Source organism: Cryptosporangium aurantiacum (assembly GCF_900143005.1).
Classification (GTDB): domain Bacteria; phylum Actinomycetota; class Actinomycetes; order Mycobacteriales; family Cryptosporangiaceae; genus Cryptosporangium; species Cryptosporangium aurantiacum.
In genome coordinates this window covers 541732-563976 of the sequence record NZ_FRCS01000002.1, presented here as the reverse complement: position 1 = coordinate 563976, position 22245 = coordinate 541732, and the positions used below count along the sequence as shown (strand labels likewise).

General features: G+C 71.3%; 19 protein-coding genes. 12 read left to right on the top strand and 7 right to left on the bottom strand.

Annotated features, from left to right (window positions below; all coding sequences use genetic code 11):
- Nucleotides 1–7 precede the first annotated feature (7 nt).
- Complete coding sequence (locus BUB75_RS44950; RefSeq protein WP_143175096.1) at nucleotides 8–1324, bottom strand: DoxX family protein; 1317 nt, start codon at nucleotides 1322–1324, stop codon at nucleotides 8–10.
- A 196-nt stretch (nucleotides 1325–1520) separates the two neighbouring features.
- On the opposite strand from BUB75_RS44950, the gene BUB75_RS09400 reads away from it, so the two are divergent.
- From BUB75_RS09400 to BUB75_RS09350, 11 genes are all read left to right on the top strand, one after another.
- Complete coding sequence (locus BUB75_RS09400; protein WP_073254372.1) at nucleotides 1521–2450, top strand: Rossmann-like and DUF2520 domain-containing protein; 930 nt, start codon at nucleotides 1521–1523, stop codon at nucleotides 2448–2450.
- Nucleotides 2451–2502: 52 nt separating this feature from the next.
- Nucleotides 2503–3363, top strand: a complete 861-nt coding sequence (panC, locus tag BUB75_RS09395) for a pantoate--beta-alanine ligase (RefSeq protein ID WP_073254369.1) — start codon at nucleotides 2503–2505, stop codon at nucleotides 3361–3363.
- A complete protein-coding gene (locus tag BUB75_RS09390) occupies nucleotides 3360–5009 on the top strand; it encodes an L-aspartate oxidase (protein ID WP_073254366.1) in 1650 nt (549 codons plus the stop codon). The genes panC and BUB75_RS09390 overlap by 4 nt, the downstream gene beginning before the upstream one ends.
- A complete protein-coding gene (gene nadC, locus BUB75_RS09385) occupies nucleotides 5006–5893 on the top strand; it encodes a carboxylating nicotinate-nucleotide diphosphorylase (RefSeq protein ID WP_073254363.1) in 888 nt (295 codons plus the stop codon). Before BUB75_RS09390 ends, nadC begins: the two co-directional genes overlap by 4 nt.
- Before the next feature lie 2 nt (nucleotides 5894–5895).
- The gene (locus BUB75_RS09380) at nucleotides 5896–6654 is read left to right on the top strand and encodes a type III pantothenate kinase (RefSeq protein WP_073254360.1); all 759 of its coding nucleotides are present in this window, start codon (nucleotides 5896–5898) and stop codon (nucleotides 6652–6654) included.
- 110 nt (nucleotides 6655–6764) lie between these two features.
- Nucleotides 6765–7646, top strand: a complete 882-nt coding sequence (locus tag BUB75_RS09375; RefSeq protein ID WP_073254357.1) for an SRPBCC family protein — start codon at nucleotides 6765–6767, stop codon at nucleotides 7644–7646.
- Nucleotides 7643–9049 (top strand): methyltransferase, encoded by a 1407-nt coding sequence (locus BUB75_RS09370; RefSeq protein WP_143175095.1) that lies wholly within the window; start codon nucleotides 7643–7645, stop codon nucleotides 9047–9049. Before BUB75_RS09375 ends, BUB75_RS09370 begins: the two co-directional genes overlap by 4 nt.
- Nucleotides 9022–9657: a TetR/AcrR family transcriptional regulator gene (locus BUB75_RS09365; protein WP_073254354.1), complete on the top strand. Its 636-nt coding sequence runs from the start codon at nucleotides 9022–9024 to the stop codon at nucleotides 9655–9657. Before BUB75_RS09370 ends, BUB75_RS09365 begins: the two co-directional genes overlap by 28 nt.
- A gap of 113 nt (nucleotides 9658–9770) precedes the next feature.
- Nucleotides 9771–11288 (top strand): lysine--tRNA ligase, encoded by a 1518-nt coding sequence (gene lysS / locus BUB75_RS09360; protein ID WP_073255208.1) that lies wholly within the window; start codon nucleotides 9771–9773, stop codon nucleotides 11286–11288.
- A gap of 137 nt (nucleotides 11289–11425) precedes the next feature.
- A complete protein-coding gene (locus tag BUB75_RS09355) occupies nucleotides 11426–11776 on the top strand; it encodes a histone-like nucleoid-structuring protein Lsr2 (RefSeq protein WP_073255205.1) in 351 nt (116 codons plus the stop codon).
- Between the two features lie 423 nt (nucleotides 11777–12199).
- On the top strand, nucleotides 12200–14722 hold the full coding sequence (locus BUB75_RS09350; protein ID WP_073254352.1) for an ATP-dependent Clp protease ATP-binding subunit: 2523 nt from the start codon (nucleotides 12200–12202) through the stop codon (nucleotides 14720–14722).
- A 143-nt stretch (nucleotides 14723–14865) separates the two neighbouring features.
- Here the strand turns inward: BUB75_RS09350 and BUB75_RS09345 are convergent, their stop codons facing one another.
- Nucleotides 14866–15774 carry an HhH-GPD family protein gene (locus tag BUB75_RS09345; protein ID WP_073254349.1) on the bottom strand — a complete coding sequence of 303 codons (909 nt, stop codon included), beginning with the start codon at nucleotides 15772–15774 and terminating at the stop codon, nucleotides 14866–14868.
- Nucleotides 15775–15909: 135 nt separating this feature from the next.
- Between BUB75_RS09345 and BUB75_RS09340 the strand changes: the two genes are divergently transcribed.
- Nucleotides 15910–16614, top strand: coding sequence for a hypothetical protein (locus tag BUB75_RS09340; RefSeq protein WP_073254346.1), 705 nt, complete (start codon nucleotides 15910–15912; stop codon nucleotides 16612–16614).
- A gap of 99 nt (nucleotides 16615–16713) precedes the next feature.
- On the opposite strand, the gene disA is transcribed toward BUB75_RS09340, so the two are convergent.
- From disA to BUB75_RS09315, 5 genes are all read right to left on the bottom strand, one after another.
- Nucleotides 16714–17811, bottom strand: a complete 1098-nt coding sequence (gene disA / locus BUB75_RS09335; protein ID WP_073254343.1) for a DNA integrity scanning diadenylate cyclase DisA — start codon at nucleotides 17809–17811, stop codon at nucleotides 16714–16716.
- Between the two features lie 93 nt (nucleotides 17812–17904).
- On the bottom strand, nucleotides 17905–19359 hold the full coding sequence (gene radA / locus BUB75_RS09330; RefSeq protein ID WP_073254340.1) for a DNA repair protein RadA: 1455 nt from the start codon (nucleotides 19357–19359) through the stop codon (nucleotides 17905–17907).
- A gap of 108 nt (nucleotides 19360–19467) precedes the next feature.
- Entirely contained in the window at nucleotides 19468–20301 is an 834-nt protein-coding gene (locus BUB75_RS09325) for a copper chaperone PCu(A)C (protein WP_073254337.1), read from the bottom strand.
- 178 nt (nucleotides 20302–20479) lie between these two features.
- Nucleotides 20480–21334 (bottom strand): UbiA family prenyltransferase, encoded by an 855-nt coding sequence (locus BUB75_RS09320; protein WP_218617397.1) that lies wholly within the window; start codon nucleotides 21332–21334, stop codon nucleotides 20480–20482.
- 4 nt (nucleotides 21335–21338) lie between these two features.
- Entirely contained in the window at nucleotides 21339–22073 is a 735-nt protein-coding gene (locus BUB75_RS09315) for a hypothetical protein (RefSeq protein ID WP_143175094.1), read from the bottom strand.
- Between the last annotated feature and the right edge of the window lie 172 nt (nucleotides 22074–22245).

The window sequence follows — 22245 nt, the reverse complement described above, 5'->3', positions numbered from 1 at the left end:
CGCTCCCTCAGAGCAGGTGAGCGCCAAGGCTGGTGAGCATCGCGAGTAGTGCGATGCCCGCGGCAGCACACTGGACGGCGGCGCCGTTGAAGAACGGGATGCGCGCGTCGGCCGCGTATCGTCCTGGCCCGGTGAGCAGCAGCGCGAGCGCGCCCCCGCTGAGGATGAGCGGCAACTCGATGCCGTCGTGGCTGGCGAAGAAGCCGTTGCCGAGGTTCACCGCCACCATCGCGTTCACCGTGACGCCGATGATGCCGCCCGCCGCGAGCGGGGTGAGCAGGCCGATCGCGAGGAACAGCCCGCCGAACAGCTCGCCGACGATCGCGGCCAGCGCGAACAGGGCGCCGGGCTGGTAGCCGAGCGCGGAGAACCCGTCGGCGGTCGGTCCGAGGCCGTCGCCGCCGAACAGGCCGAACGCCTTCTGCGCGCCGTGCGCGGCCATCGTGAGGCCGACGACGAGCCGTAGGACGAGCAGGCCGGCGTCGGCGACCGCGGCCGGCGTCTCGATCGTGAGGAGTGCGCTGGTGGAGGTCCAGTCGGGCGGTGCCGCGTGGCGGGGCCCTGCCCAGATGGTTCGATTGGTGGACGGTTGGGCGGCGTAACTGAGGTCGAACGGTCCGGTCGCGCGGGGCGGGGCGGCGTGCTCGGGGTGCGGTCCGTGGGCGGTTGCCGCTGAGTCGGACGCCGCTGGGCCCGGTGCCGCTGGGCCGGGTGCCGTGTGGGGGGCTGCTGTGTGGGGGGCTGCCGTGTGGGGGGCAGCCCCGTGGGGAGCTGCGTGGGTCGGCGGCGCGGGCTGCGCTCGGGTCGCCGGTGGCGGCATCGTCGGCGGGGCCATGCCCGGCATACCCGCGGCCAGCGCGGTGTCCGCCGGATCCGGCGTCGGCGCGGGTTTCGGCGGGGTGGGCATCGTGGTGGGCATCGCCACCGGACCCGGCATGACCGGCCGGCCGAGGACCGGCACGAACGGCTCCGGGGCGGCGGACGCCACCGGCACGGGCGTCGCGGCGGCCGGCGGGGCGGCGAGGGCTTCCGGTGCGGGTGGCGTGTCGTCCTCCGCGGCGGCCGGCTCGGGGGCCGGTGGCGGCATCACGCTCGTCGGTGCAGCCACCACCGCACTCCACAGCGCGTCGAGCACCGACCGCTCCTCGAACATCGAGTGATGCTCGTGGTTCGCCGCTCGACGACCGTGCCGCCCGGTCGTCGCGCCAGCGGAGCCGTTCCGCTCGTCCGTCTGTTCTCGCTGCTCCGCAGCGACGTCCGGCGACTGCTGACCCGATTTTGCCGGGCCAGCAGTGTGGCGGGGCACCGTTCTGGCGCGAGCCATACAGCCTCCTTAGTCGCCTTCATCTCATTAATAGATGAATACTCCAATTCCGGCAAGTGGTGTAATTCGGTCAGTGGAACACTGACAAAAGTTGACGGCGGTAACGGTGCTGTGACACACCCGACACGCTCTACCTCGGCGGTCGGTGCTCGCGCATACTTGCCGCGACCGGTACCCCGCGTCCGAGGACTGGATCATGGATCACTCGCACGGCTCCCCACCGGAGCGGTCGTCCCCGACCGACCGGCCCGGACGGCTCGCTGTCGGTCTCGTCGGCGCAGGCCGCGCCGGATCGGTGCTGGCCCCCGCGCTGGCCCGCGCCGGACACCGCACGGTGGCGCTCTCCGCGGTGAGCAGCGCCTCCCTCGACCGCGCGGCCCGGCGTCTGCCCGGCACGCCGATCGTTCCCCCGGACGCCGTGGTGGCCGCCGCTGACCTGGCGCTGCTGGCGGTCCCGGACGACGCCCTGGAATCGCTGGTCACCGGACTCGCCGAGGTCGGCGCGTTCCGCCCGGGTCAGCTGGTCATGCACATCTCCGGTGCCCACGGGCTGAGCGTCCTACAGCCGGCGATCCGCGCGGGCGCTCTGCCGCTCGCGCTGCACCCGATCATGACGTTCAGCGGCCGCGACGAGGACGAGAACCGGCTCACCGGGACGCACTGGGGCGTCACGACGGTGCCGGAGCTGCGCCCGGTCGGCGAGGCCTTGGTCCTGGAGATGGGCGGCGAGCCGATCTGGGTCGAGGACAGCCGGCGTCCGCTCTACCACGCCGCCCTGGTCGTCGCCGCGAATCACCTGGTCACGCTCATCAACGACGCGGCCGACCTGCTGCGCGCGGCGGGCGTCGAGCAGCCCGCGCTGGCGCTCGCGCCGCTGGCCGGTGCGGCGCTGGACAACGCGTTGCGCTCCGGGGACGCCGCGCTGACCGGCCCGGTCTCCCGTGGCGACGCCGGAACCGTCGCCGGACATCTCGAAGCCCTGCGCGGACGCCAGCCGAGCGCGGTCGCCGGTTACCTGGCCATGGCCCGCCGCACCGCCGACCGGGCGATCGCCGCCGGCCGGCTCGACCCGGCCGCCGCCGAAAACCTCCTCGACGTGCTCGGTGAGCACTCCGCGTCGACGTGACGGGCCCTCACGGCGGTGGAGCCCGTCGGGCCGCGCAGGAAAGGAGTTAGCCATGGCTGCAGTACGCACGCCGGTCGTGGTCACCGACCGGGAGTCGCTGGCCCGCGCGCGTGACCGGGCGGACGGTCCGGTTGCCGTCGTGATGACGATGGGCGCCCTCCACGAGGGCCATGCCGCGCTGCTGCGCCAGGCCAGGGCCCGCGCCGCCACCGTCATCGCGACGATCTTCGTCAACCCGCTGCAGTTCGGTCCCAACGAGGACTTCGACCGCTATCCCCGGACGCTCGAGGGTGACCTGGGGATCTGCGCGCGCGAGGACGTCGACGTGGTGTTCGCCCCGACCGTGAACGTCATGTACCCGAACGGGCAGCCGAACACGCGGGTCAACCCGGGGCCGCTGGGCGAGATCCTGGAGGGCGCCAGCCGCCCCGGTTTCTTCCACGGCGTGCTCACGGTCGTCCTGAAGCTGCTCAACCTGACCCGTCCCGACGTCGTCTTCTTCGGTGAGAAGGACTACCAGCAGGTGGCGCTGGTCCGGCAGATGGTGCGCGACCTCGACCTGGACATCGAGGTCGTGGGCGTGCCGACCGTCCGCGAACCGGACGGGCTGGCGCTCTCCAGCCGGAACCGGTACCTGTCCGAGCCCGAGCGGACGACCGCGCTCGCGCTGGCCGCCGCACTGCGCGCAGGCGCAGAGGCCGCCCCCGGTGGTGCGGACGCCGTCGAGACAGCCGCCCGTGACCTGCTGGGCAGCACCGAGGGGATCGACCTCGACTACGCGGTCGTCACCGCTCCCGACCTGGGCGCCGCGCCGGAGACCGGCCCGGCGCGGCTGCTGCTGGCCGCCAAGGTCGGCACGACCCGCCTGATCGACAACGGCCCGGTGCTGCTAGGCGAGCGGAATACCCGATGAAGGCTGCCGGCACCGCCCCGCGGCGGCTGCTCGCACCGTCACCGGGCTGGACCGTCACCGCGGACGTCTGCGTGATCGGATCCGGGGTCGCCGGGCTCTGCGCCGCGCTGCACGCGCGGGAGGCGGGCCTGTCGGTCGTGGTCGTGACCAAGGTCAACATCGACGACGGCTCGACCAGGTGGGCGCAGGGCGGCATCGCGGCCGTGCTCGACCCGCTCGACACCCCCGCGGCGCACGCGCAGGACACGCTGATCGCCGGCGTCGGGCTGTGCGACCCGGCCGCGGTGGACGTCCTCACCCGCGAGGGCCCGGCGCGGCTGCACGAGCTGATCCGGGTCGGCGCGGAGTTCGACCGCAACCCGGACGGCTCGCTGATGCTGACCCGCGAGGGCGGCCACCACGCGAACCGGATCGTGCACGCGGGCGGCGACGCCACCGGTGCCGAGGTGCAGCGGGCGCTGCACGCCGCCATCCACCGCGACGCCGGCATCCGGCTGATCGAGCACGCGCTCGTGCTCGACCTGCTCACCGGCGCCGACGGGCGGGCGGCGGGGGTCAGCCTGCACGTGCTCGGCGAGGGTTCCGAGGACGGCGTCGGCGCGGTGCTGGCCAGGGCCGTCGTGCTCGCGACCGGCGGGCTCGGACAGGTCTTCGCGTCCACCACGAACCCGGCCGTCTCCACCGGCGACGGGGTCGCGCTCGCGCTGCGCGCCGGAGCCGTCGTCACCGACCTGGAGTTCGTCCAGTTCCACCCGACGGCGCTGTACCTGGGGGCGAACGCCCCGGCTGGCCAGCAACCGCTGGTGAGCGAGGCGATGCGCGGTGAGGGCGCCTACCTCCGCAACGGCGCCGGCGAACGGTTCATGGTCGGGCGGCACGAGCTGGCCGAGCTCGCGCCCCGGGACGTCGTCGCGAAGAACATCACCAGGGAGATGCTCGCCGAGGGCGTCGAGCACGTCTGGCTGGACGCCCGCCACCTCGGTGCTGACTTCCTCGAGCACCGATTCCCGTCGATCCTGGCGCGGGCCCGCCAGTCCGGCATCGATCCGGTCACCGACCTGGTGCCGGTGGCGCCCGCCGCGCACTACGCGTCCGGCGGTGTCCGCACCGACCTGCGCGGGCGAACCAGCGTCCCCGGTCTATACGCCTGCGGCGAGGTGGCGTGCACCGGCGTGCACGGCGCGAACCGGCTGGCCTCGAACTCGCTGCTGGAGGGGTTGGTGTTCGCCGGGCGGATCGGCGCCGACCTCGCGAAGGACCTGCCGCCCCAGGCCGAGCCGGTCGACGTCGAGGGCAGCGGGCTCGAACACTTCGTGGTGTCGTCCACCGTGCGGGAAGACCTGCAGCACGCGATGGTCCGGGGCGCGGGGGTACTGCGCTCCGCTGACTCGCTCCGGTCCACCATGGAAACCCTCACCCAGCTCGGCGGCAAGCGCTCGATGGACCCACGCCCGGTGAACTGGGAGGTCACGAACCTCCACACGGTCGCGACCGCGCTGGTCGGCGCCGCGCTGGCCCGCGAAGAGACCCGCGGCTGCCACTGGCGCGAAGACTTCCCCGACGCCGTCGACGCGTGGCGAGGGCACCTGCTGGCCGCGATCGCGCCCGACGGCGCGCTGACCGAGACGTACGAGGCGATGACATGAGTTCGCTGGACGAGAAGTTCCAGGAGGCCGGTCTCGACCCCGCCTGGGTGCGCGACCTGGTGGCCCGCTCGTTGGCCGAGGACCTGGGCGGCCCGGACGGCGTCGACGTGACGAGCGTGGCCACGATCCCGGCCGAACAGGTCGACATCGTGGACGTGGTGGCGCGGGAGTCCGGTGTGGTCGCCGGGCTGCCGGTGGCCCTGGCGGTGTTCGAGACGGCCGGAGCCGCTTCCTTCGAGGCCCACGTCGCCGACGGCAGCGCGGTGGAGCGCGGCGACGTGGTCGCGACGGTCACCGGGCCGACGCGGGCGCTGCTCACCGCCGAGCGCACCGCGCTGAACCTGCTCTCCCGGGCCAGCGGCATCGCGACCCATACCCGCCGGTGGGCGGAGGCGATCGAGGGGACGGGCGCGCAGGTGCTCGACACCCGCAAGACGACGCCGCTGCTGCGTCCGCTGGAGAAGTACGCCGTCCGGGCCGGTGGGGGCACCAACAAGCGGATGGGCCTCTACGACGTCGCGATGATCAAGGACAACCACAAGTTCGCGGCGGGTTCGATCACCGCGGCCTTCGACGCCGTCCGGGCGGCGTTCCCGGACGTGCTCGTGCAGGTCGAGGTCGACACCGTCGCCGAGGCGATCGAAGCCGTCGACGCCGGTGCGACGTTCCTGCTCCTCGACAACATGCCGCCGGCGCAGCTGCGCGAGGTCGTGGCCGCGGTCGGCGGCAAGGTCGAACTCGAGGCGACCGGCGGCCTGACCCTCGACCGGGCCCGGGAGTACGCCGAGACCGGCGTCGACTACCTCTCGGTCGGTGGGCTCACCCACTCGTCCCCGATCCTCGACATCGCCCTCGATCTACGTCCCCGTCCGGAAGGTGCCTAGCGGTGCTGCTGACCATCGACGTCGGTAACACGAACATCGTTCTCGCCACGTTCGACGGGGACAAGCTCGTGCACTCGTGGCGGGTGCGGACCGACAGCCGGATGACCGCGGACGAGCTGGCGCTGCTGTTCCGAGGCCTGCTGGAGAGCGAGGCCGTGCAGATCACCGGCGTCTCGGCGTGCTCGACCGTGCCGGCGACGCTGCGCGAGCTGCGGTCGATGCTCGACCGGTACTACGGCGACATCCCGACGATGATCATCGAGCCGGGCGTCCGGACCGGCGTGTCGATCGTGATGGACAACCCGAAAGAGGTCGGGTCGGACCGGATCATGAACACGCTGGCGACGTACCACCTCTACGGGGGCCCTGCCGTCGTCGTCGACTTCGGGACGTCGACGAACTTCGACGTCGTCGGCCCCGACGGGGCGTTCATGGGCGGCGCGCTGGCGCCGGGCATCGACATCTCGGTGGACGCGCTGGCCGCGCGGGCCGCGCAGCTGCGGAAGGTCGAGCTGGTGCGGCCCCGGTCGGTGATCGGGAAGAACACGGTCGAGGCGCTGCAGTCCGGGATCATCTACGGGTTCGCCGGCCAGGTGGACGGGATCGCGCGGCGGATGGTCGAGGAGCTCGGCGGTGTGACCGCGGTGGTGGCGACCGGCGGGCTCGCGCCGCTGGTGATCGGTGAGTCCCGGGAAATCACCCAGCACGAGCCGAACCTGACCCTGATCGGCCTGAGACTGGCCTACGAGAAGAACTCGTAGCTCGAAAGCCCCGCTCCTCTGGGCGGGGCTTTTCTCCGCGCGGCGTCTTGAGCGATCGCTCAAAGGCTGTCTATGCTCCTGGTTGAGCGGATGCTCAAAAGGAGGCGGGCATGGACGTGCGGCGGCGCCGGGGGCTGTGGTGGCGGGTCGGGTGGACGGTGGTCGTCGGGATCTTCGCGGTGCTGGGGTTCGCCCTGACGGTGGCCACTGGCCGCGAGGACAGCGCGCTGCTCTTTGTCGGGCTCCCGGCCGGGCTCGCGCTCCTGCTCGCGCTCTCGCCCGCCCCCCACAGCCTGCACGGCACGGTCTTCGTCTCGGTGACGATCTTCGTGCTGCTCTTCGCCGCGCTGCTCCAGGAGGGTGCGATCTGCCTGCTGATGGCCGCGCCGCTGGTGTACGCGATCGCGCACGGCGTCGCGGGCCTCGTGCAGCTGTTCGACCGCGGGGTCGGCGTCGCGCTCGTACTTCCGCTGCTGGCCCTCGTCGCGATCGAGGGCGTCGTCCCCACCCTGCGTATTTCGCCGGTGCAGGCGGTCACCGTCACCAGGCAGACCGCGCTGACCCCGGCCGAGGTCCAGGCCGCGGTAGCGGCCGGGCCGCGCTTCGGCTCGGTCCGCCCGCTGCTGCTCCGCCTCGGCTACCCGACCCCCGATCACGCGGCCGGGCGCGGAGTGGACGTCGGCGGGCAGTGGCACATCGGTCAGCACGGCGGAGCGATCGTCACCGAGGTCGTCGCCAACGAGCCCTACCGCGACGGACGCCGGATCGACTTCCGCCGGGTCTCCGACACCTCGATGACCAACCACTCGCTGATTTGGCGTACCGCCCGGCTGAGCTGGTCGTCCGCGCCGGGCGGCGGGACCGACGTGCGCCTGACGATCGAGTTCGAGCGCCGCCTCGACCCCTCCTGGTACTTCGGCCCGATCGTGGACTCGTTCGCCCGCGCCGGCGAGAACTACCTGCTCGACAGCCTCGGGCTGGAACCGGCGTGACCGACCTGGCGATCGCGCGGTACGCCGTCCTCGCGGTGCCGGTGATCGCCCTCGGCGCTGCGGCCTATCCGCTGCGGCACTCGAAGCGCACCGGCGGAGCGCTGCTGCTCGCGTTCCTCACCGCGCTGGTCGGCGTCGCGGCGCTGGACCGGCTCGCGCGGCAGGTCGGCTGGTGGTCGTTCCCACCGGTCTCCGGCGCGTTCGACGGTCTGCCGGTCGACCTCTGGCTGGGGTGGGCGGTGCTGTGGGGGCCGCTGCCGGTCGCGGTCGGCCGGCTCCTGTCCGGTCACTGGCCCGCCTGGCTGCGGACGCCGGTCCTGCTCGCGGCGGTCGGCTGGGTGGACGCGGTGACGATGCCCGCGCTCACCCCGCTCACCGACCTCGGTTCCGGTTGGGGCTGGGGCGAGGTGCTCGGGTTGTTGCTGGTCGCTACGCCCGCCGTCGTGCTGGGGGAGTGCACGGCGTCGCGCCACCACCTGCGGCTGCGGGTCGTACTCCAGTTGACGCTGTTCAGCGCGCTGGTGTTCTGGCTGTTGCCGACGGTGGTGATGGACCTGGGTGGCGGTTTCTGGAGTGCGGTGGTGCGTGCTCCGCGCTGGTGGCAATCGGTGCTCGCCCAAGCGGCGCTGCTGGCGGCGGTGCCCGGCCTCGCGGCGGTGCGCGAGTTCGTCGAGCGTGGTGGCGGGACGCCGTACCCGTGGGATCCGCCGGAGCGGCTGGTCACCACCGGCCCCTACGCATACCTGGCGAACCCGATGCAGGTCTCGGCGACGCTGCTGACCGGCGTGCTCGCGATCGCCACCGCGAGCTGGGCGGTGGCCGCGGCCGCGGTGATGACCGTGGTGTTCAGCGAGGCCGTCGCCGAGAAACACGAGGACGACGACCTGCGCAGGCGGTACGGGCCGGAGTGGGCCGCGTACCGGAGCCGGGTCCGGCGGTGGGTACCGCGGCGTCGTCCGGCCGTGTTCTCGCCGGCCACGCTCTATGTGGACCTGGGCTGCGCGCAGTGCCGTGAGCTGTATCGGGCCTTCGATCGTCGGGTACCGGTCGGGTTGTCGCTGGTCGACGCCCGCGAGTATCCCGGTGCGCTCCGCCGCGTCCGGTACGAACGCGGCGACGGTGTGGTGGCCGACGGCACCGCGGCGGTGGCGCTCGCGGCCGGACACGTCGACGCCGGGCTGGCGATGCTCGGTTGGCTCGCCCGCCTGCCCGGGCTCGGGTGGCTGGTGGCCCGCGTCGCCGACACGATGGGCCTCGGCCCGAGCGCCGACCCGGTCGGGCGCGGGCTACCGTCAGCGGCGGGGACATCCCCGGCCACGGAGGGCGCCCCGGAGTACGGCTGCCCACCCGACGCGGCCCCGGTGAACGGAGAAGGATGGCGGAGGACACCCGGCAGCGTTTGATCGACGGCGCGATCGAGACCGTCCGCCGCAACGGCATCGCCGGAACGTCCGCGCGGACGGTCGCAGCGACCGCAGGCGTCAACCAGGCGCTGGTCTTCTACCACTTCGGAAGCGTCGCCGACCTGCTCAACGAGGCCTGCCGATCCTCGACCGCGGCCGACGTCGCGCGCTACCGAGACCGCTTCGCCGCGATCCGGACGCTACGCGAGCTGCTGACGCTCGGCCGTGAGCTCCACGCCGACCAGCGCGAACGGGGTAACGTCACGCTGCTCGCGCAGATGCTGGCCGGCGCGCAGGGCGACGAACGCCTGGCCGTCGCGACCCGTGAGGCGATCCAACTGTGGGTGCGGGAGATCGAGAGCGTGCTCCGCCGGGTGGTGACCGGATCGCCGATCGAAGCGGTCGTCGACGTGAGCGGCCTGGCTCACGCGGTCTCGGCGGCGTTCGTCGGCATGGAGCTGTTCGAGGCCGTCGACTCCGCCGGGTCGTCGGCGGCACTGGACGCGCTCGACCGGCTCGGAATTCTGCTCGAGGTCGCCGACGATCTCGGCCCGGTCGCCGGTTCCGCGTTGCGCCGCCGGATCCGTGGTGTGGCCGGATCGAATTGAGCGCCGCATCACCGTCGGAATTGAGACCGCTTACCACCGGTCAAAACGAATCGGCATGGGTCGATAGGCTTTGACGCGTGACCGAGAACTCCACCGACCCTGGTTCCCCTGCACTGCCCGGGAACGCCGACCCGGCCGCTGACGACGACGCGTTCGAGAGCGACCTCCCCGAGCAGGTCCGGGTCCGGTTGGAGAAGCGGGCCCGGATGCTCGCGGACGGCGTCGAGCCGTATCCGGTCGGGTTCCCGCGCACGACGACGCTGGCCGAGATCCGTGGTCGGTACCCCGATCTGGGGCCGGACGAGCACACCGGCGAGCGGGTATCGGTGACCGGGCGGGTCATCTTCATCCGCAACACCGGCAAGCTCTGCTTCGCGACGCTGCGGGAAGGCGACGGCACCGAGCTCCAGGCGATGCTGAGCCTGGCTCAGGTCGGCGCGGAATCGCTGGAGGGCTGGAAGTCGCTGGTCGACCTCGGTGACCACGTCGGCATCGACGGTGAGGTCATCACGTCCCGTCGGGGTGAGTTGAGCGTCCTCGCCGACCGTTGGGTGCTCACCGCAAAGGCACTGCGGCCGTTGCCGGTCGCGCACAAGCCGATGGGTGAGGAAACCCGGATCCGGCAGCGTTATGCAGATCTGATCGTTCGGCCGGAAGCGCGCCGGATGGTAGAAGTGCGTACCGAGACCGTGCGTGCGCTTCGGGATTCCCTGAACCGTCGGCAGTTCCTCGAGGTCGAGACGCCGATGTTGCAGACTGTGCACGGTGGTGCTGCTGCGCGGCCGTTCATCACCCATTTCAACGCGTTCGATCTCGACGTCTACCTTCGGATCGCTCCAGAGCTGTTCTTGAAGCGTTGTGTGGTAGGCGGCATTGAGAAGGTTTACGAGATCAATCGAAACTTCCGTAACGAAGGGGCGGATTCCACGCACTCGCCGGAATTCACCATGCTCGAGGTGTACGAAGCCTACGGCGACTACGACACGATGGCCCGACTGACCAGGGAGCTCTACCAGGAGGCCGCGACCGCGGTGTTCGGGTCGACGGTCGTGGAGCGCTTCGACGGCTCGGAGATCAACCTGGGCGGCGAATGGGAAACCGCTTCGCTCTTTACGCTCGTCTCCGAGGCGGTCGGTGAGGAGGTCACTCCGGACACCCCGATCGAGACGCTGCGCACGTACGCCGAGAAGCACGGCATCGCTGTGAATCCACTGTGGCTGCACGGCAAGCTGGTCGAGGAGCTGTTCGAAGCATTGTGTGAGGAGCGGTTGGCCGGCCCGATCTTTGTCCGGAACTATCCGCTCGACACCAGTCCGCTGACGCGTCCGCACCGGTCGCTGCCGGGCGTCGCGGAGAAGTGGGACCTCTACATCGACGGGGTCGAGCGCGGCACCGCGTACTCCGAACTGGTCGATCCGGTCATCCAGCGGGAACGCCTGGTCGCGCAGTCCGCGCTGGCCGCCAAGGGTGACGTCGAGGCCATGCAGTTGGACGAGGACTTCCTGCGCGCGCTCGAATACGGCATGCCACCGTCGGGTGGAATGGGTATGGGCGTGGACCGTATGCTCCAGGTGTTCACCGGCCGCGGCATCCGCGACACGATTCTGTTCCCGTTCGTCCGGCCGGTTTAAGCGTTCCGGTCGGCTTCGGTCGGCGGGGTGCTGAGCGGTTACCCAGCGTTTTGTGGATACTGGGTATTGGCGTTCTGGTCGGTGCCGTGATTGTATTTAGCGGTACCCAGGTTTTTCTGGTGATCCGGGAGGAATTCGTGGCGCAGAAGGTGCAGGTGCTTCTCGTCGATGACATCGACGGAGGAGAAGCAGAAGAGACGGTCTCGTTCTCGCTCGATGGCGTGACTTACGAAATCGATCTGTCTTCCAAGAACGCGGCGACGTTGCGTGACGCCGTTGCGCCTTACGTCGGTGCCGCGCGTAAGACCGGTCGGTCCGCCGCCGTGAAGCAGGCCGCTGCTGCCCGCACCCGTTCGTCCGGTTCCACTGCGACCGCCGATCGCGAGCAGAACCAGGCCATCCGTGAATGGGCGAAGAAGCGCGGATTCAAGGTTTCCGACCGCGGCCGTATCCCGAACGACATCGTTCAGAAGTTCCACGCGAGCTGATCCGAGTGGCGGTGGCCGATCGCGGTTAACCGCGGCGCCGCCACTCGACGAACTCCTTCCCGGCTCCTCGCTCGTTGCCTCGCATCAGCCCCGCCGATCTCGTTGGCGCCACCCCGCGGACACTGCCTCGCAGAGCGTCCGTAATCTGCTGTTAGGGGTAGTTGGCGGTCGGCGACAGCCGACCGCGGCGAAGACGAGGCGGGCGTTCGCTCTCAGCGGACAGCCGGTCGGAAGCCTGGCTTCCGCCTCACCGTTGTAGAAAACGTAGTCGTGGACGCCGTCTCCGCGGCGCTCCGGTGGTTACCGGATCCGGTCCCCGTGGCGGGTGGCCGGAGGTCATCACCCGACTACAGTGGTGGGACGGGCGCCATCAGGTGTTCGCGACCACACGGTGCCCACCGGCACGTGAGGAGCTAACGAGGGATGTTCGAGAGGTTTACCGACCGCGCGAGGCGTGTTGTCGTCCTGGCTCAAGAAGAAGCCCGGATGCTCAACCACAACTACATCGGCACCGAGCACATCCTGCTCGGCCTCATCCACGAGGGTGAGGGCGTCGCGGCCAAGGCGCTCGAGTCCCTGGGGATCTCGCTGGAGGGCGTTCGCCAGCAGGTCGAGGAGATCATCGGGCAGGGCCAGCAGGCGCCCAGCGGCCACATTCCGTTCACGCCGCGAGCCAAGAAGGTGCTCGAGCTGTCGCTCCGCGAGGCGCTGCAGCTCGGTCACAACTACATCGGCACCGAGCACATCCTGCTCGGGCTCATCCGTGAGGGCGAGGGCGTCGCCGCCCAGGTCCTGGTGAAGCTGGGGGCCGACCTCAACCGGGTCCGCCAGCAGGTGATCCAGCTGCTCTCCGGATACCAGGGCAAGGAGCCGGCGGGCTCGGGTGCTCCGGCCGAAGGCACCCCGTCGACCTCGCTCGTCCTCGACCAGTTCGGTCGCAACCTGACCCAGGCCGCGCGCGAGCAGAAGCTCGACCCGGTCATCGGTCGGGAGAAGGAAATCGAGCGGGTCATGCAGGTGCTGTCCCGCCGCACCAAGAACAACCCGGTGCTGATCGGCGAGCCCGGCGTCGGCAAGACCGCCGTCGTCGAAGGGCTGGCCCAGGCGATCGTCAAGGGCGAGGTGCCCGAGACGCTCAAGGACAAGCAGCTCTACACGCTCGACCTCGGTGCGCTGGTCGCCGGGTCGCGCTACCGCGGTGACTTCGAAGAGCGTCTGAAGAAGGTGCTCAAGGAGATCCGCACCCGCGGCGACATCATCCTGTTCATCGACGAGATCCACACGCTGGTCGGTGCGGGTGCCGCCGAGGGCGCGATCGACGCCGCGTCGATCCTGAAGCCGATGCTGGCCCGGGGTGAGCTGCAGACGATCGGCGCGACCACGCTCGACGAGTACCGCAAGTACGTCGAGAAGGACGCCGCTCTCGAGCGTCGGTTCCAGCCGATCCAGGTCGGCGAGCCGTCGCTGGCGCACACGATCGAGATCCTCAAGGGGCTGCGCGACCGGTACGAGGCGCACCACCGCATCTCGATCACCGACGGCGCTCTGGTGGCCGCGGCGACGCTGGCCGACCGGTACATCTCCGACCGCTTCCTGCCGGACAAGGCGATCGACCTGATCGACGAGGCCGGTGCTCGGATGCGCATCCGCCGGATGACCGCTCCGCCGGACCTGCGCGAGTTCGACGAGCGCATCGCGGGCGTGCGGCGCGAGAAGGAGTCCGCGATCGACGCGCAGGACTTCGAGAAGGCCGCGTCGCTCCGCGACAAGGAGAAGCAGCTGCTGGGCCAGAAGGCGCAGCGGGAGAAGGAGTGGAAGGCCGGTGACCTCGACGTCGTGAGCGAGGTCGACGACGAGCAGATCGCCGAGGTGCTGGCGAACTGGACGGGCATCCCGGTCTTCAAGCTCACCGAGGAGGAGACCAGCCGTCTGCTCCGCATGGAGGACGAGCTGCACAAGCGGGTCGTCGGCCAGGAGCAGGCGATCAAGGCGGTCTCGCAGGCCATCCGGCGTACCCGGGCCGGCCTGAAGGACCCGAAGCGTCCCGGTGGTTCGTTCATCTTCGCCGGCCCGTCCGGTGTGGGTAAGACCGAGCTCTCGAAGGCGCTCGCCGAGTTCCTGTTCGGTGACGAGGACGCGCTGATCCAGCTCGACATGTCCGAGTTCCACGACCGGTACACGGTGTCGCGTCTGGTGGGTGCGCCTCCCGGCTACGTCGGTTACGACGAGGGCGGCCAGCTCACCGAGAAGGTGCGCCGCAAGCCGTTCTCCGTGGTCCTCTTCGACGAGGTCGAGAAGGCTCACCCGGACGTGTTCAACACGCTCCTGCAGATCCTGGAGGACGGTCGCCTGACCGACGGCCAGGGCCGGATCGTGGACTTCAAGAACACGGTGCTGATCCTGACGTCGAACCTGGGTACCCGCGACATCGCCAAGGCCGTGTCGCTCGGCTTCCAGGCAGGCAACGACACGACCAGCAACTACGAGCGCATGAAGCTCAAGGTCCAGGACGAGCTGAAGCAGCACTTCCGTCCCGAGTTCCTCAACCGGATCGACGACACGATCGTCTTCCACCAGCTCACCGAGGAAGAGATCGTTCAGATCGTCGACCTCATGCTGAACCGGGTGGACACCGCGCTGAAGAACAAGGACATGGGGCTGGAGCTCACCGACGCGGCCAAGAAGCTCCTGGCCGCCAAGGGCTACGACCCGGTGCTGGGTGCTCGGCCGCTGCGCCGGACGATCCAGCGCGAGATCGAGGACACGCTCTCGGAGAAGATCCTCTTCGGGGAGCTGGCCGCCGGTCAGATCGTCGTCGTCGACGTCACCGGGCTCGACCCGGAGGACAAGACGAAGGGCGAGTTCACGTTTCGCGGTGCGGACAAGCCCGCTCCGCTCCCGGACGCAGTGACCGCCGAGATCGCCGGCGAGACCGCGGCCGAGTAAGACGCGCTTTCCGCTCGAAGGGCGGGTCCCGCTACGGGACCCGCCCTTCGGCGTTCCCGGGCCGTTGCGGGCCCTAGAAAGTTGGCCAATTCCCGACGGATCCGCGGGCGGGGATACGTCGAAGACCGGCCAACTTTCTGGGCTCAGCGGGCGCCGGGGAGGGCGTAGCGGCCGTCGGGGAGAGGGTCGACGAGGCCGTCGGTGACGAGGCCGTCCAGCGCCCGGCCGCGCTGTACGGGGTCGTGCCAGACGACGTCCAGCGCGGCTTGCGGCACCGGGCCGTCGGCGTCCCGGAGAACGGCCAGCAGCCGCCCGCGCACCTGCCGGTCGGTGCCCGCGTACCCCTGCGGACGCCGCACCGGCCCGTCATAGGCCGGTTTACCGGCGCGGAACCAGGCACAGTCGGCCACGACCGGACAGTCGGCACACCGGGGCGCCCTCGCGGTACACACCAGAGCCCCCAGTTCCATGACGGCGACCGCGTACCGGGCCGCGACCCCGGCATCGGTGGGGACGAGCGGCTCCGCCAGCGCGAGGTCGCGGGTCGCGGAGCCGGGGGCGGCGTCCGCGACACCGGTCACCACCCGGCTCAGCACCCGGCGGACGTTGGTGTCCACGACCGCGTGCCGCTGGCGGTACGCGAACGACGCCACGGCTCGGGCCGTGTACGCGCCGACGCCCGGCAGCGCGAGCAGCGCCTCCAGGTCGGTCGGCAGCTCACCGCCGTGCCGCGACGTGATCGCTACCGCGCACTCGTGCAGGCGCAGCGCACGCCGTGGGTAGCCCAGCCGCCCCCAGGCGCGGACCGCCTCGCCGGGCTCGTCGGCGGCGAGCGCGGCCGGCGTCGGCCAGCGGGTCATCCACTCCTGGTAGGCGGGCAGGACGCGGGAGACCGGCGTCTGCTGGAGCATGATCTCGCTGACCAGGACGTCCCAGGGCGTGGCGTCCGGGGTGCGCCACGGGAGGTCGCGGGCGTTCTCGCCGTACCAGTCGAGCACGAGGGCTGCGAACCGGGTCGCGAGGGGCAGATCAGGGGGGAGCGTCGTTGACATCAGCGTCGATCGTGCCAGGCTCGACGCTGCCGCGCGCCCGGTGGACGCCGTATGCGTGTGATCGTCTCCACGTCAGGTTGAGACTCGGCGCGCCGTCACGCATCAGCGGCCTCGGGACGATACCGTTCCTCCACCATGAACTGGACGATCGGACCCCACCCTTCCGGCGTCTACTGGCGTCGGCGCCTGCTGATTCTCGTACCCCTGGTGATCATCGTGCTCGCGTTCGCGTCGTGCCTGATCGCCAACGGATCGGGCAGTGACGCGGCACGCGTGGTCGGCGTGCCGTCGACCAGCGAGGCGTCCCCGGCGAGCGGCAGCAACTCCTCCGACCCCGGGGAATCCGGCGTCGGCTCGGCCGACGCTTCCCCGAGTCAGGAGTCACCGGACTCCGCGACCGCGGCACCGCAGGCACCGGCAGGTGGATCGACGGCCGCTGCGGCGGCGTGCCCGGACTCGGCGCTCACGCTCACCGCGGTGCCCTCCGACGGTTCGGTGCGGATCGGCGAGTTCGCCGCGATGCGGCTGGTGGTCAAGAACTCCTCGTCGGACGCGTGCCGGCGCGACGTCGGCTCGGAAGAGCAGGAGCTCAAGATCCTGTCCGGTACGAAGCCGGTCTGGTCCTCCGACGACTGCAGCTCCCGCGCGGACAGCGCCGCGTCCTCCGTCGAGCGGAAGATCGTGCCGGGGGAGACGCTCAACTACTACATCAAGTGGGGCGGCACGACGTCGTCGAAGAACTGCGTCACCGGCGCCCCGGTCAAGCCGGGCAAGTACCAGCTGGTCGCCCGCCTTGGCACCCTGGAGAGCAAGCCGGTGGCGTTCACCGTAAATCCATAACAACGGCGCCGGAGCCCGGGCAGGGCGGGGCGCGCCGCGTATTGGTTCATACTCAAGTGGTCGCGCCCGCTCGGCAGCGTCGTTCTGGCCGGGCCGCAATCAGACGTACCGCTCCAGGATTGAGGATTCGGCTAGGCGGGAGAGGCCCTCTCGGACGGAGCGGGCCCTGGCGTCGCCGACGCCCTCGACTGCGCGCAGGTCGTCGACGGTCGCGCCCAGGAGCTTCTGGAGCCCACCGAAGTGCTCGACCAGCCGGTCGATGACCGCGCCGGGCAGGCGGGGCACCTTCGCCAGCAGCCGGTACCCGCGCGGGCTCACGGCGCCCTCCAGAGCGTCCGCAGTGGCCGGGTAACCGACGCCGCGGGCGACCAGCGTCAGATCGAGCAGCTCGGTCGCGGACAGCCGATCGAGGTCGTCGAGGACGTCGGCGACCGACCGGGTACGGCGGCCGGCTGGCAGGTAGTCGCGGATCACCAGTTCGCGGTCGGCGTCGACACCGGCCATCAACTCGTCGAGCTGGAGCTTGAGCAGACGCCCGTCGGTGCCGAGCTCGATCACGTAGCCGGCGATCTCGTCCGAGATCCGGCGAACCATCTCGAGCCGCTGGGTCACCGACATCGCGTCGCGGACCGTGACCAGGTCTTCGATCTCCAGCGCGGAGAGCGTTCCGGACACCTCGTCCAGCCGAAGCTTGTAGCGCTCCAGCGTGGCCAGTGCCTGGTTGGCCTTGGACAGGATCGAGGACGTCTCGTCCAGCACGTACCGGGTGCCGCCGACGTAGAGCCCGATGATGCGCATCGACTGGCTGACCGAGATCACCGGGAAGCCGGTCTGCCGAGACACTCGCTCGGCGGTGCGGTGCCGGGTGCCGGACTCCACCGCCGGTATCGACGAGTCGGGCATCAGGTGGACCGCCGCGCGCACGATCCGCGAACCGTCGTTGGACAGCACCAGCGCACCGTCCATTTTCGCCAGCTCGCGGAGGCCGGTCGGGGTGAACTCGACGTCGAGCGGGAAACCACCGGTGGAGATCGCGTCGACGGTCTTGTCGTGCCCGAAGACGATCAGGGCGCCGGTGTTGCCGCGCAGGATCCGGTCGAGCCCATCGCGTAGGGAGGTTCCCGGTGCGATCCGGGCGAGCGTTTGCCGGAGCTGCTCCTCGCGCTCCGTCCCGACCACGGCTGTACCTCCAGGCATCTGATTCTCCGGCAGTCTACGGCGGCCACGCCTCTCCGCGCGGTGTGGGCCCGCTGGGGACGCCGTGTCGGAGTGCCGACACAAGGCCGTACTTCACCGCCGTCGACCTGTCGGGGAGTCTTCCCCGGACGGCGTCGTCCCTACCCCGGACAGGCTACGTACCTTATCCCGGAACACGTGCCCCAAGGCGGCCCGCAAATCGTCGACCTCGGTGACCTTGATGTTGGGCGGAGTGCGCTCGATCGACCCGGTCGGCACCAGGGCCTGCCGAAACCCCAGGCGCGCGGCCTCGGCCAGCCGGCGTTCTACTGCCCCCACCCGGCGGACGTCACCGGACAACCCGAGTTCGCCGATCGCGACCAGATCGGGTGGCAGAGCCTTGTCCTTGGCCGCGGATGCCACGGCCAACGCGACCGCGAGGTCACCGGCGGGCTCGGTGACCTTCGCGCCGCCGACGGTCGCGGTGTAGACGTCCTGCTCCTTCAGCCGCACGTTGCCGCGCCGCTCGGTGACCGCGAGCACCATCGCCACCCGTGCCGAATCGAGCCCGCTGACCGCCCGCCGCGGCGTCGGGAGGTGGGTCGGCGCCACCAGCGCCTGAACCTCGGCCAGCAGCGGGCGGACGCCCTCCAGGAGCACCGAGACGCAGGTGCCCGGCACCGCCTCGGTGTGCCGGGTGAGGAACAGGCCGGACGGGTCGGCGAGGCCACGGATGCCCCGGTCGTGCATCTCGAAGCAACCGACCTCGTCGGACGGGCCGTACCGGTTCTTCACCGCGCGGACGAGCCGCAGCGTCGAGTGCCGCTCGCCCTCGAAGTGCAGGACGACGTCGACCAGGTGCTCGAGCACTCGCGGGCCGGCCACGTTGCCGTCCTTGGTGACGTGGCCGACCAGGATCGTCGCCATGTTGCGTGCCTTCGCCGACGCGATCAGCGCCGCGGTAACCGCGCGCACCTGGGTGACGCTGCCGGGCGAGCTGTCGAGCGCTGGCGAGGAGATCGTCTGCACCGAGTCGACGACCAGCAGGCCGGGAGAGACCGCTTCGACGTGCCCCAGCACCGCGGACAGGTCGGTCTCGGCGGCGAGGTAGAGCGACGGGTGGAGACGGTCGGTGCGGTCGGCACGCAGCCGGACCTGGGCCGCGGACTCCTCACCGGTGACCACCAGCGCCGGTGCCGCGCCGCCGGCGGCGTAGCGGTGGGCGACCTCGAGCAGCAGCGTGGACTTGCCGACGCCGGGCTCACCGGCCAGCAGCAGCACGGCGCCGGGCACCAGGCCACCGCCGAGCACCCGGTCGAGCTCGTCGACGCCGGTCGGCCGGGCCTTGGCCGCCCGCACGTCGATGTCGCCGATCGGGCGGGCAGGCGCGGTGACTGGGCCGGGACCCACCTGCTGCAGCGCGACCGGACCCGCCCCGACCTCGTCGATCGTGCCCCAGGCCTGGCATTCGGGGCAGCGGCCGACCCACTTCGCAACGGTGAGCCCGCACTCGGTGCAGCGGTAGGCGGGGCGCTCACGGGTGGCCTTCGCGGCTGCGCGGGGTGGCATGCGCGGAACCCTACGTTGCAGGTGTGACAAACCACGTTTCCCCAGCAGAGACGGGGCGGCCGGACCGTGGAGGTCCGACCGCCCCGTCGTCGAGCGTGGGGGAGACGCCTACTCGGCGTGCTCCGCGTCCGCGGGAGCGCCGTGCTCACCCTCGTCACCGGCATGGGTGACCGACTCGCGCGGCAGCGGCGACGCGGGCGGGGCGAACGGCAACTGCAGCACGATGGTGCCCGCCCGCTCGAAGTTCAGCGTCACGGTGACGACCGCGGCCGCGTCGAGCTCCTCCTTGATCGAGGTCAGCACCAGCTGCGGCCCGCCGGCCTCGAGCGCGACCAGCCGCTGGGCGGGCAGCTCGAGCGGCAGCGTCGGGCCCGGACTCGCGGTCGGGATCGGCGACTCCACGGCCGGGGCGGTCCCACGGGACGGCGCGGGGCTGGGCACCCCGCCGCTGAGCGTCGGCGACGGCGTCCCGGTGACGACCGCGCCGGACGGCGTTTCCTCGCCGGGGCTCGGGGTGCCGCCTGCGGACGGCGACACGGTCTCGGAGACCGGGGCGCTCGGGGAGTGCGGCGCCTCGGTGGCCTGGGCGCCCTCGGGGACGACCTGGAGCTCCACCGAGCTCGCCAGGTCGCTGCTGGCGGAGACCAGCCGGTCGGCGGTCTCGCCGTTGTTGATCAGGCGCAGCGACAGCGGGACGTCGCTGCCTGCCGCCCAGTCGTAGCCCTGCGACGGGAACGCGACGAGCGCGTTGCGGATGGCGATGTCGCCGGCATGCGCGTCGACGCCGGGGATCGACGGGACCTTGAGCGCGGTCTCGGCGACCTGGCCGGCACTGCACCCGGTCAGCGCGAAGGCGCCGACGAGGCCTAGCGTGATCAGGGTCGCGGCCCGGCGGCCACGCCGCTTCGGCTGACCTAGCGGTCGAGCGGCAGATCCCCTCACGGCGGCTTCCTCTCTGGCCTCTACTGACACAGGCGGGCGGTCGGCGCCGACTGTGCGTATACACCTCGGGTATCTACGATGTGTAGACCGGCTATAGCGTAGTGTCTGGCCGTCGCGGGCCCGCGCATCGGGTCGGCGTGCCACGCCGGACGCGCCCTGAACAGCGCCGATCTCGGTCTCAGCTGCTGAGGAGCAACAGGGCGACGTCGCAGACCGCGGCGACGAGCACCGCGCGGAACAGCGCCCGCGAGCCCGGACGGCGTCCGAGGACGGCCCCCAGCGTCAGCGCGACCGCGGTCGTGGCCAGGATGCCCCACGCGACCGGCTCCGGCGGCCCCGGCGGGCCGAGCGTCAGCACGATCGCCACCAGCGCCATCAGCCCGGCGGCGATCGCCTCGCTCGCACGTCGGCCGAGCCGGTGCGGCAGCCCCCGGATTCCGGTCGCCGCGTCCTCCTCCAGGTCACCGACGACGTTCGCGAAGTGCGCGCCCGCGCCGAGCGCCGCACCGGCCAGCGTCAACCACGCCGGTGGCCACGGCGCCCCGGGGAGCGGGAGCGTGACGAACGCCGGCGCCGCCCCGAACGCCAGCGCGTACGGGACGGGGGAGAACGGCGTCGACTTCAAACGAGCGTTGTAGGCCAGCGCGCAGCCGACCGCCGCGAGGTGCAGCAGCCCGGCCCGCCAGCCGGAGAGCAGCGAGAGCGGGACGCACGCCGCTCCGGCGACCAGCGCAGCCGCCCCGACCAGCCGCCGGGACACCTCGCCGGTGGCCACCGGCTTGTCGGTACGGCCGACCGCGGCATCGCGGTCGGCGTCCAGCCAGTCGTTGCTCCAGCCGGTCGCCAGCTGGCCGGCGAGGACGGCCGCGGCGACCGCAACCAGGCCGGCCGCGGACCGGCCGACGGTTGCGGCCAGCGCGGTGACGCCGACGGTCACCGCGAGCGCCGGTTCCGGGTGACACGCCCGGACCAGCGCCCAACCGGTGCGGATCCACCGGACGGAAGCGCGGCGGGCGGGCGTCGAGATCGTCAACGGGTCAGCGGATCGTCAGCGCGGCGAGCTCGGGTCTGAGCTGGAGCGGGTCGGTGACGTTCGGCACGATCCGGCGGATCCGTCCGTCGGTACGTACCAGCACGGCGGTCGGACCGGTGGCCGAGACGCCGGCGATCGCGGCTCTCGCCGTACCGGTCGGATCGGCGAGGGACACCAGCCGGGTCGCGGGCACACCTGGATCCTGCGTAACCGGCTCCTTACTCTCCGTGATCCAGACGACGGTGAGCTGGCTCTCCTCGGTTGCCTTCACCATCTGATTCCGTACCGTCGCGCAGCTGGTGCAGCTCGCGGGCGAGACCAGCAGCACGGCCGGCCGGAACTCGCGGAGCGAGGAGCCCTGCCCGCTCCGTCCGATCAGCGAGAGGGCGGGCACCAACCCGCCTGCCACGCCGACGGCGACGCTCGGGCTGGCGAGCGGCTCTCGCCGGGGAGGGCGGTTCGGTTTGGGCAACACGATCACCATCAGGCTGCCGATCGCGGCAACCAGGAAGAGGATCAGCGCGCACAGCGGCCCGGACAGGCCGGGACGCGTCCAGCGTCGTCGTCTCCGAGGGTCTTGACCGGCCAGTTCGGCCTGAACCAACGCGATCTCGTCGGCCAGCTCGCGCAGGTCGTCGGGGACCACGATCGTCCCCCAGTCGGGCGGCAGGCCGCGGATTTCCCCGTCGTGGCCAGGCTCGTCGCTGGCCGGTTCGTCACTGTCAGGTCGGCGGCTCATCGGCGCCTCCACCACGCTCTCCCCTACTGTGACCGACTCCTCGACGGTGCGCCACCTCACTCCCAAAACGGTGTGGAAAACCCTCGGATCGGGGGTCGCGCGCGGGTGCGTCGCCGGTGCGTCGGTCGGTTCGGAGGGCTCCCCGGGAACCACCTACGGAATCCGTAGTTCG

Coding starts and splice junctions, on each gene's coding strand:
- BUB75_RS44950 (WP_143175096.1), bottom strand. CDS start 1,324: ATGGCTCGCGCCAGAACGGTGCCCCGCCACACTGCTGGCCCGGCAAAA.
- BUB75_RS09400 (WP_073254372.1), top strand. CDS start 1,521: ATGGATCACTCGCACGGCTCCCCACCGGAGCGGTCGTCCCCGACCGAC.
- panC (WP_073254369.1), top strand. CDS start 2,503: ATGGCTGCAGTACGCACGCCGGTCGTGGTCACCGACCGGGAGTCGCTG.
- BUB75_RS09390 (WP_073254366.1), top strand. CDS start 3,360: ATGAAGGCTGCCGGCACCGCCCCGCGGCGGCTGCTCGCACCGTCACCG.
- nadC (WP_073254363.1), top strand. CDS start 5,006: ATGAGTTCGCTGGACGAGAAGTTCCAGGAGGCCGGTCTCGACCCCGCC.
- BUB75_RS09375 (WP_073254357.1), top strand. CDS start 6,765: ATGGACGTGCGGCGGCGCCGGGGGCTGTGGTGGCGGGTCGGGTGGACG.
- BUB75_RS09365 (WP_073254354.1), top strand. CDS start 9,022: ATGGCGGAGGACACCCGGCAGCGTTTGATCGACGGCGCGATCGAGACC.
- BUB75_RS09350 (WP_073254352.1), top strand. CDS start 12,200: ATGTTCGAGAGGTTTACCGACCGCGCGAGGCGTGTTGTCGTCCTGGCT.
- BUB75_RS09345 (WP_073254349.1), bottom strand. CDS start 15,774: ATGTCAACGACGCTCCCCCCTGATCTGCCCCTCGCGACCCGGTTCGCA.
- BUB75_RS09340 (WP_073254346.1), top strand. CDS start 15,910: ATGAACTGGACGATCGGACCCCACCCTTCCGGCGTCTACTGGCGTCGG.
- disA (WP_073254343.1), bottom strand. CDS start 17,811: ATGCCTGGAGGTACAGCCGTGGTCGGGACGGAGCGCGAGGAGCAGCTC.
- radA (WP_073254340.1), bottom strand. CDS start 19,359: ATGCCACCCCGCGCAGCCGCGAAGGCCACCCGTGAGCGCCCCGCCTAC.
- BUB75_RS09315 (WP_143175094.1), bottom strand. CDS start 22,073: ATGAGCCGCCGACCTGACAGTGACGAACCGGCCAGCGACGAGCCTGGC.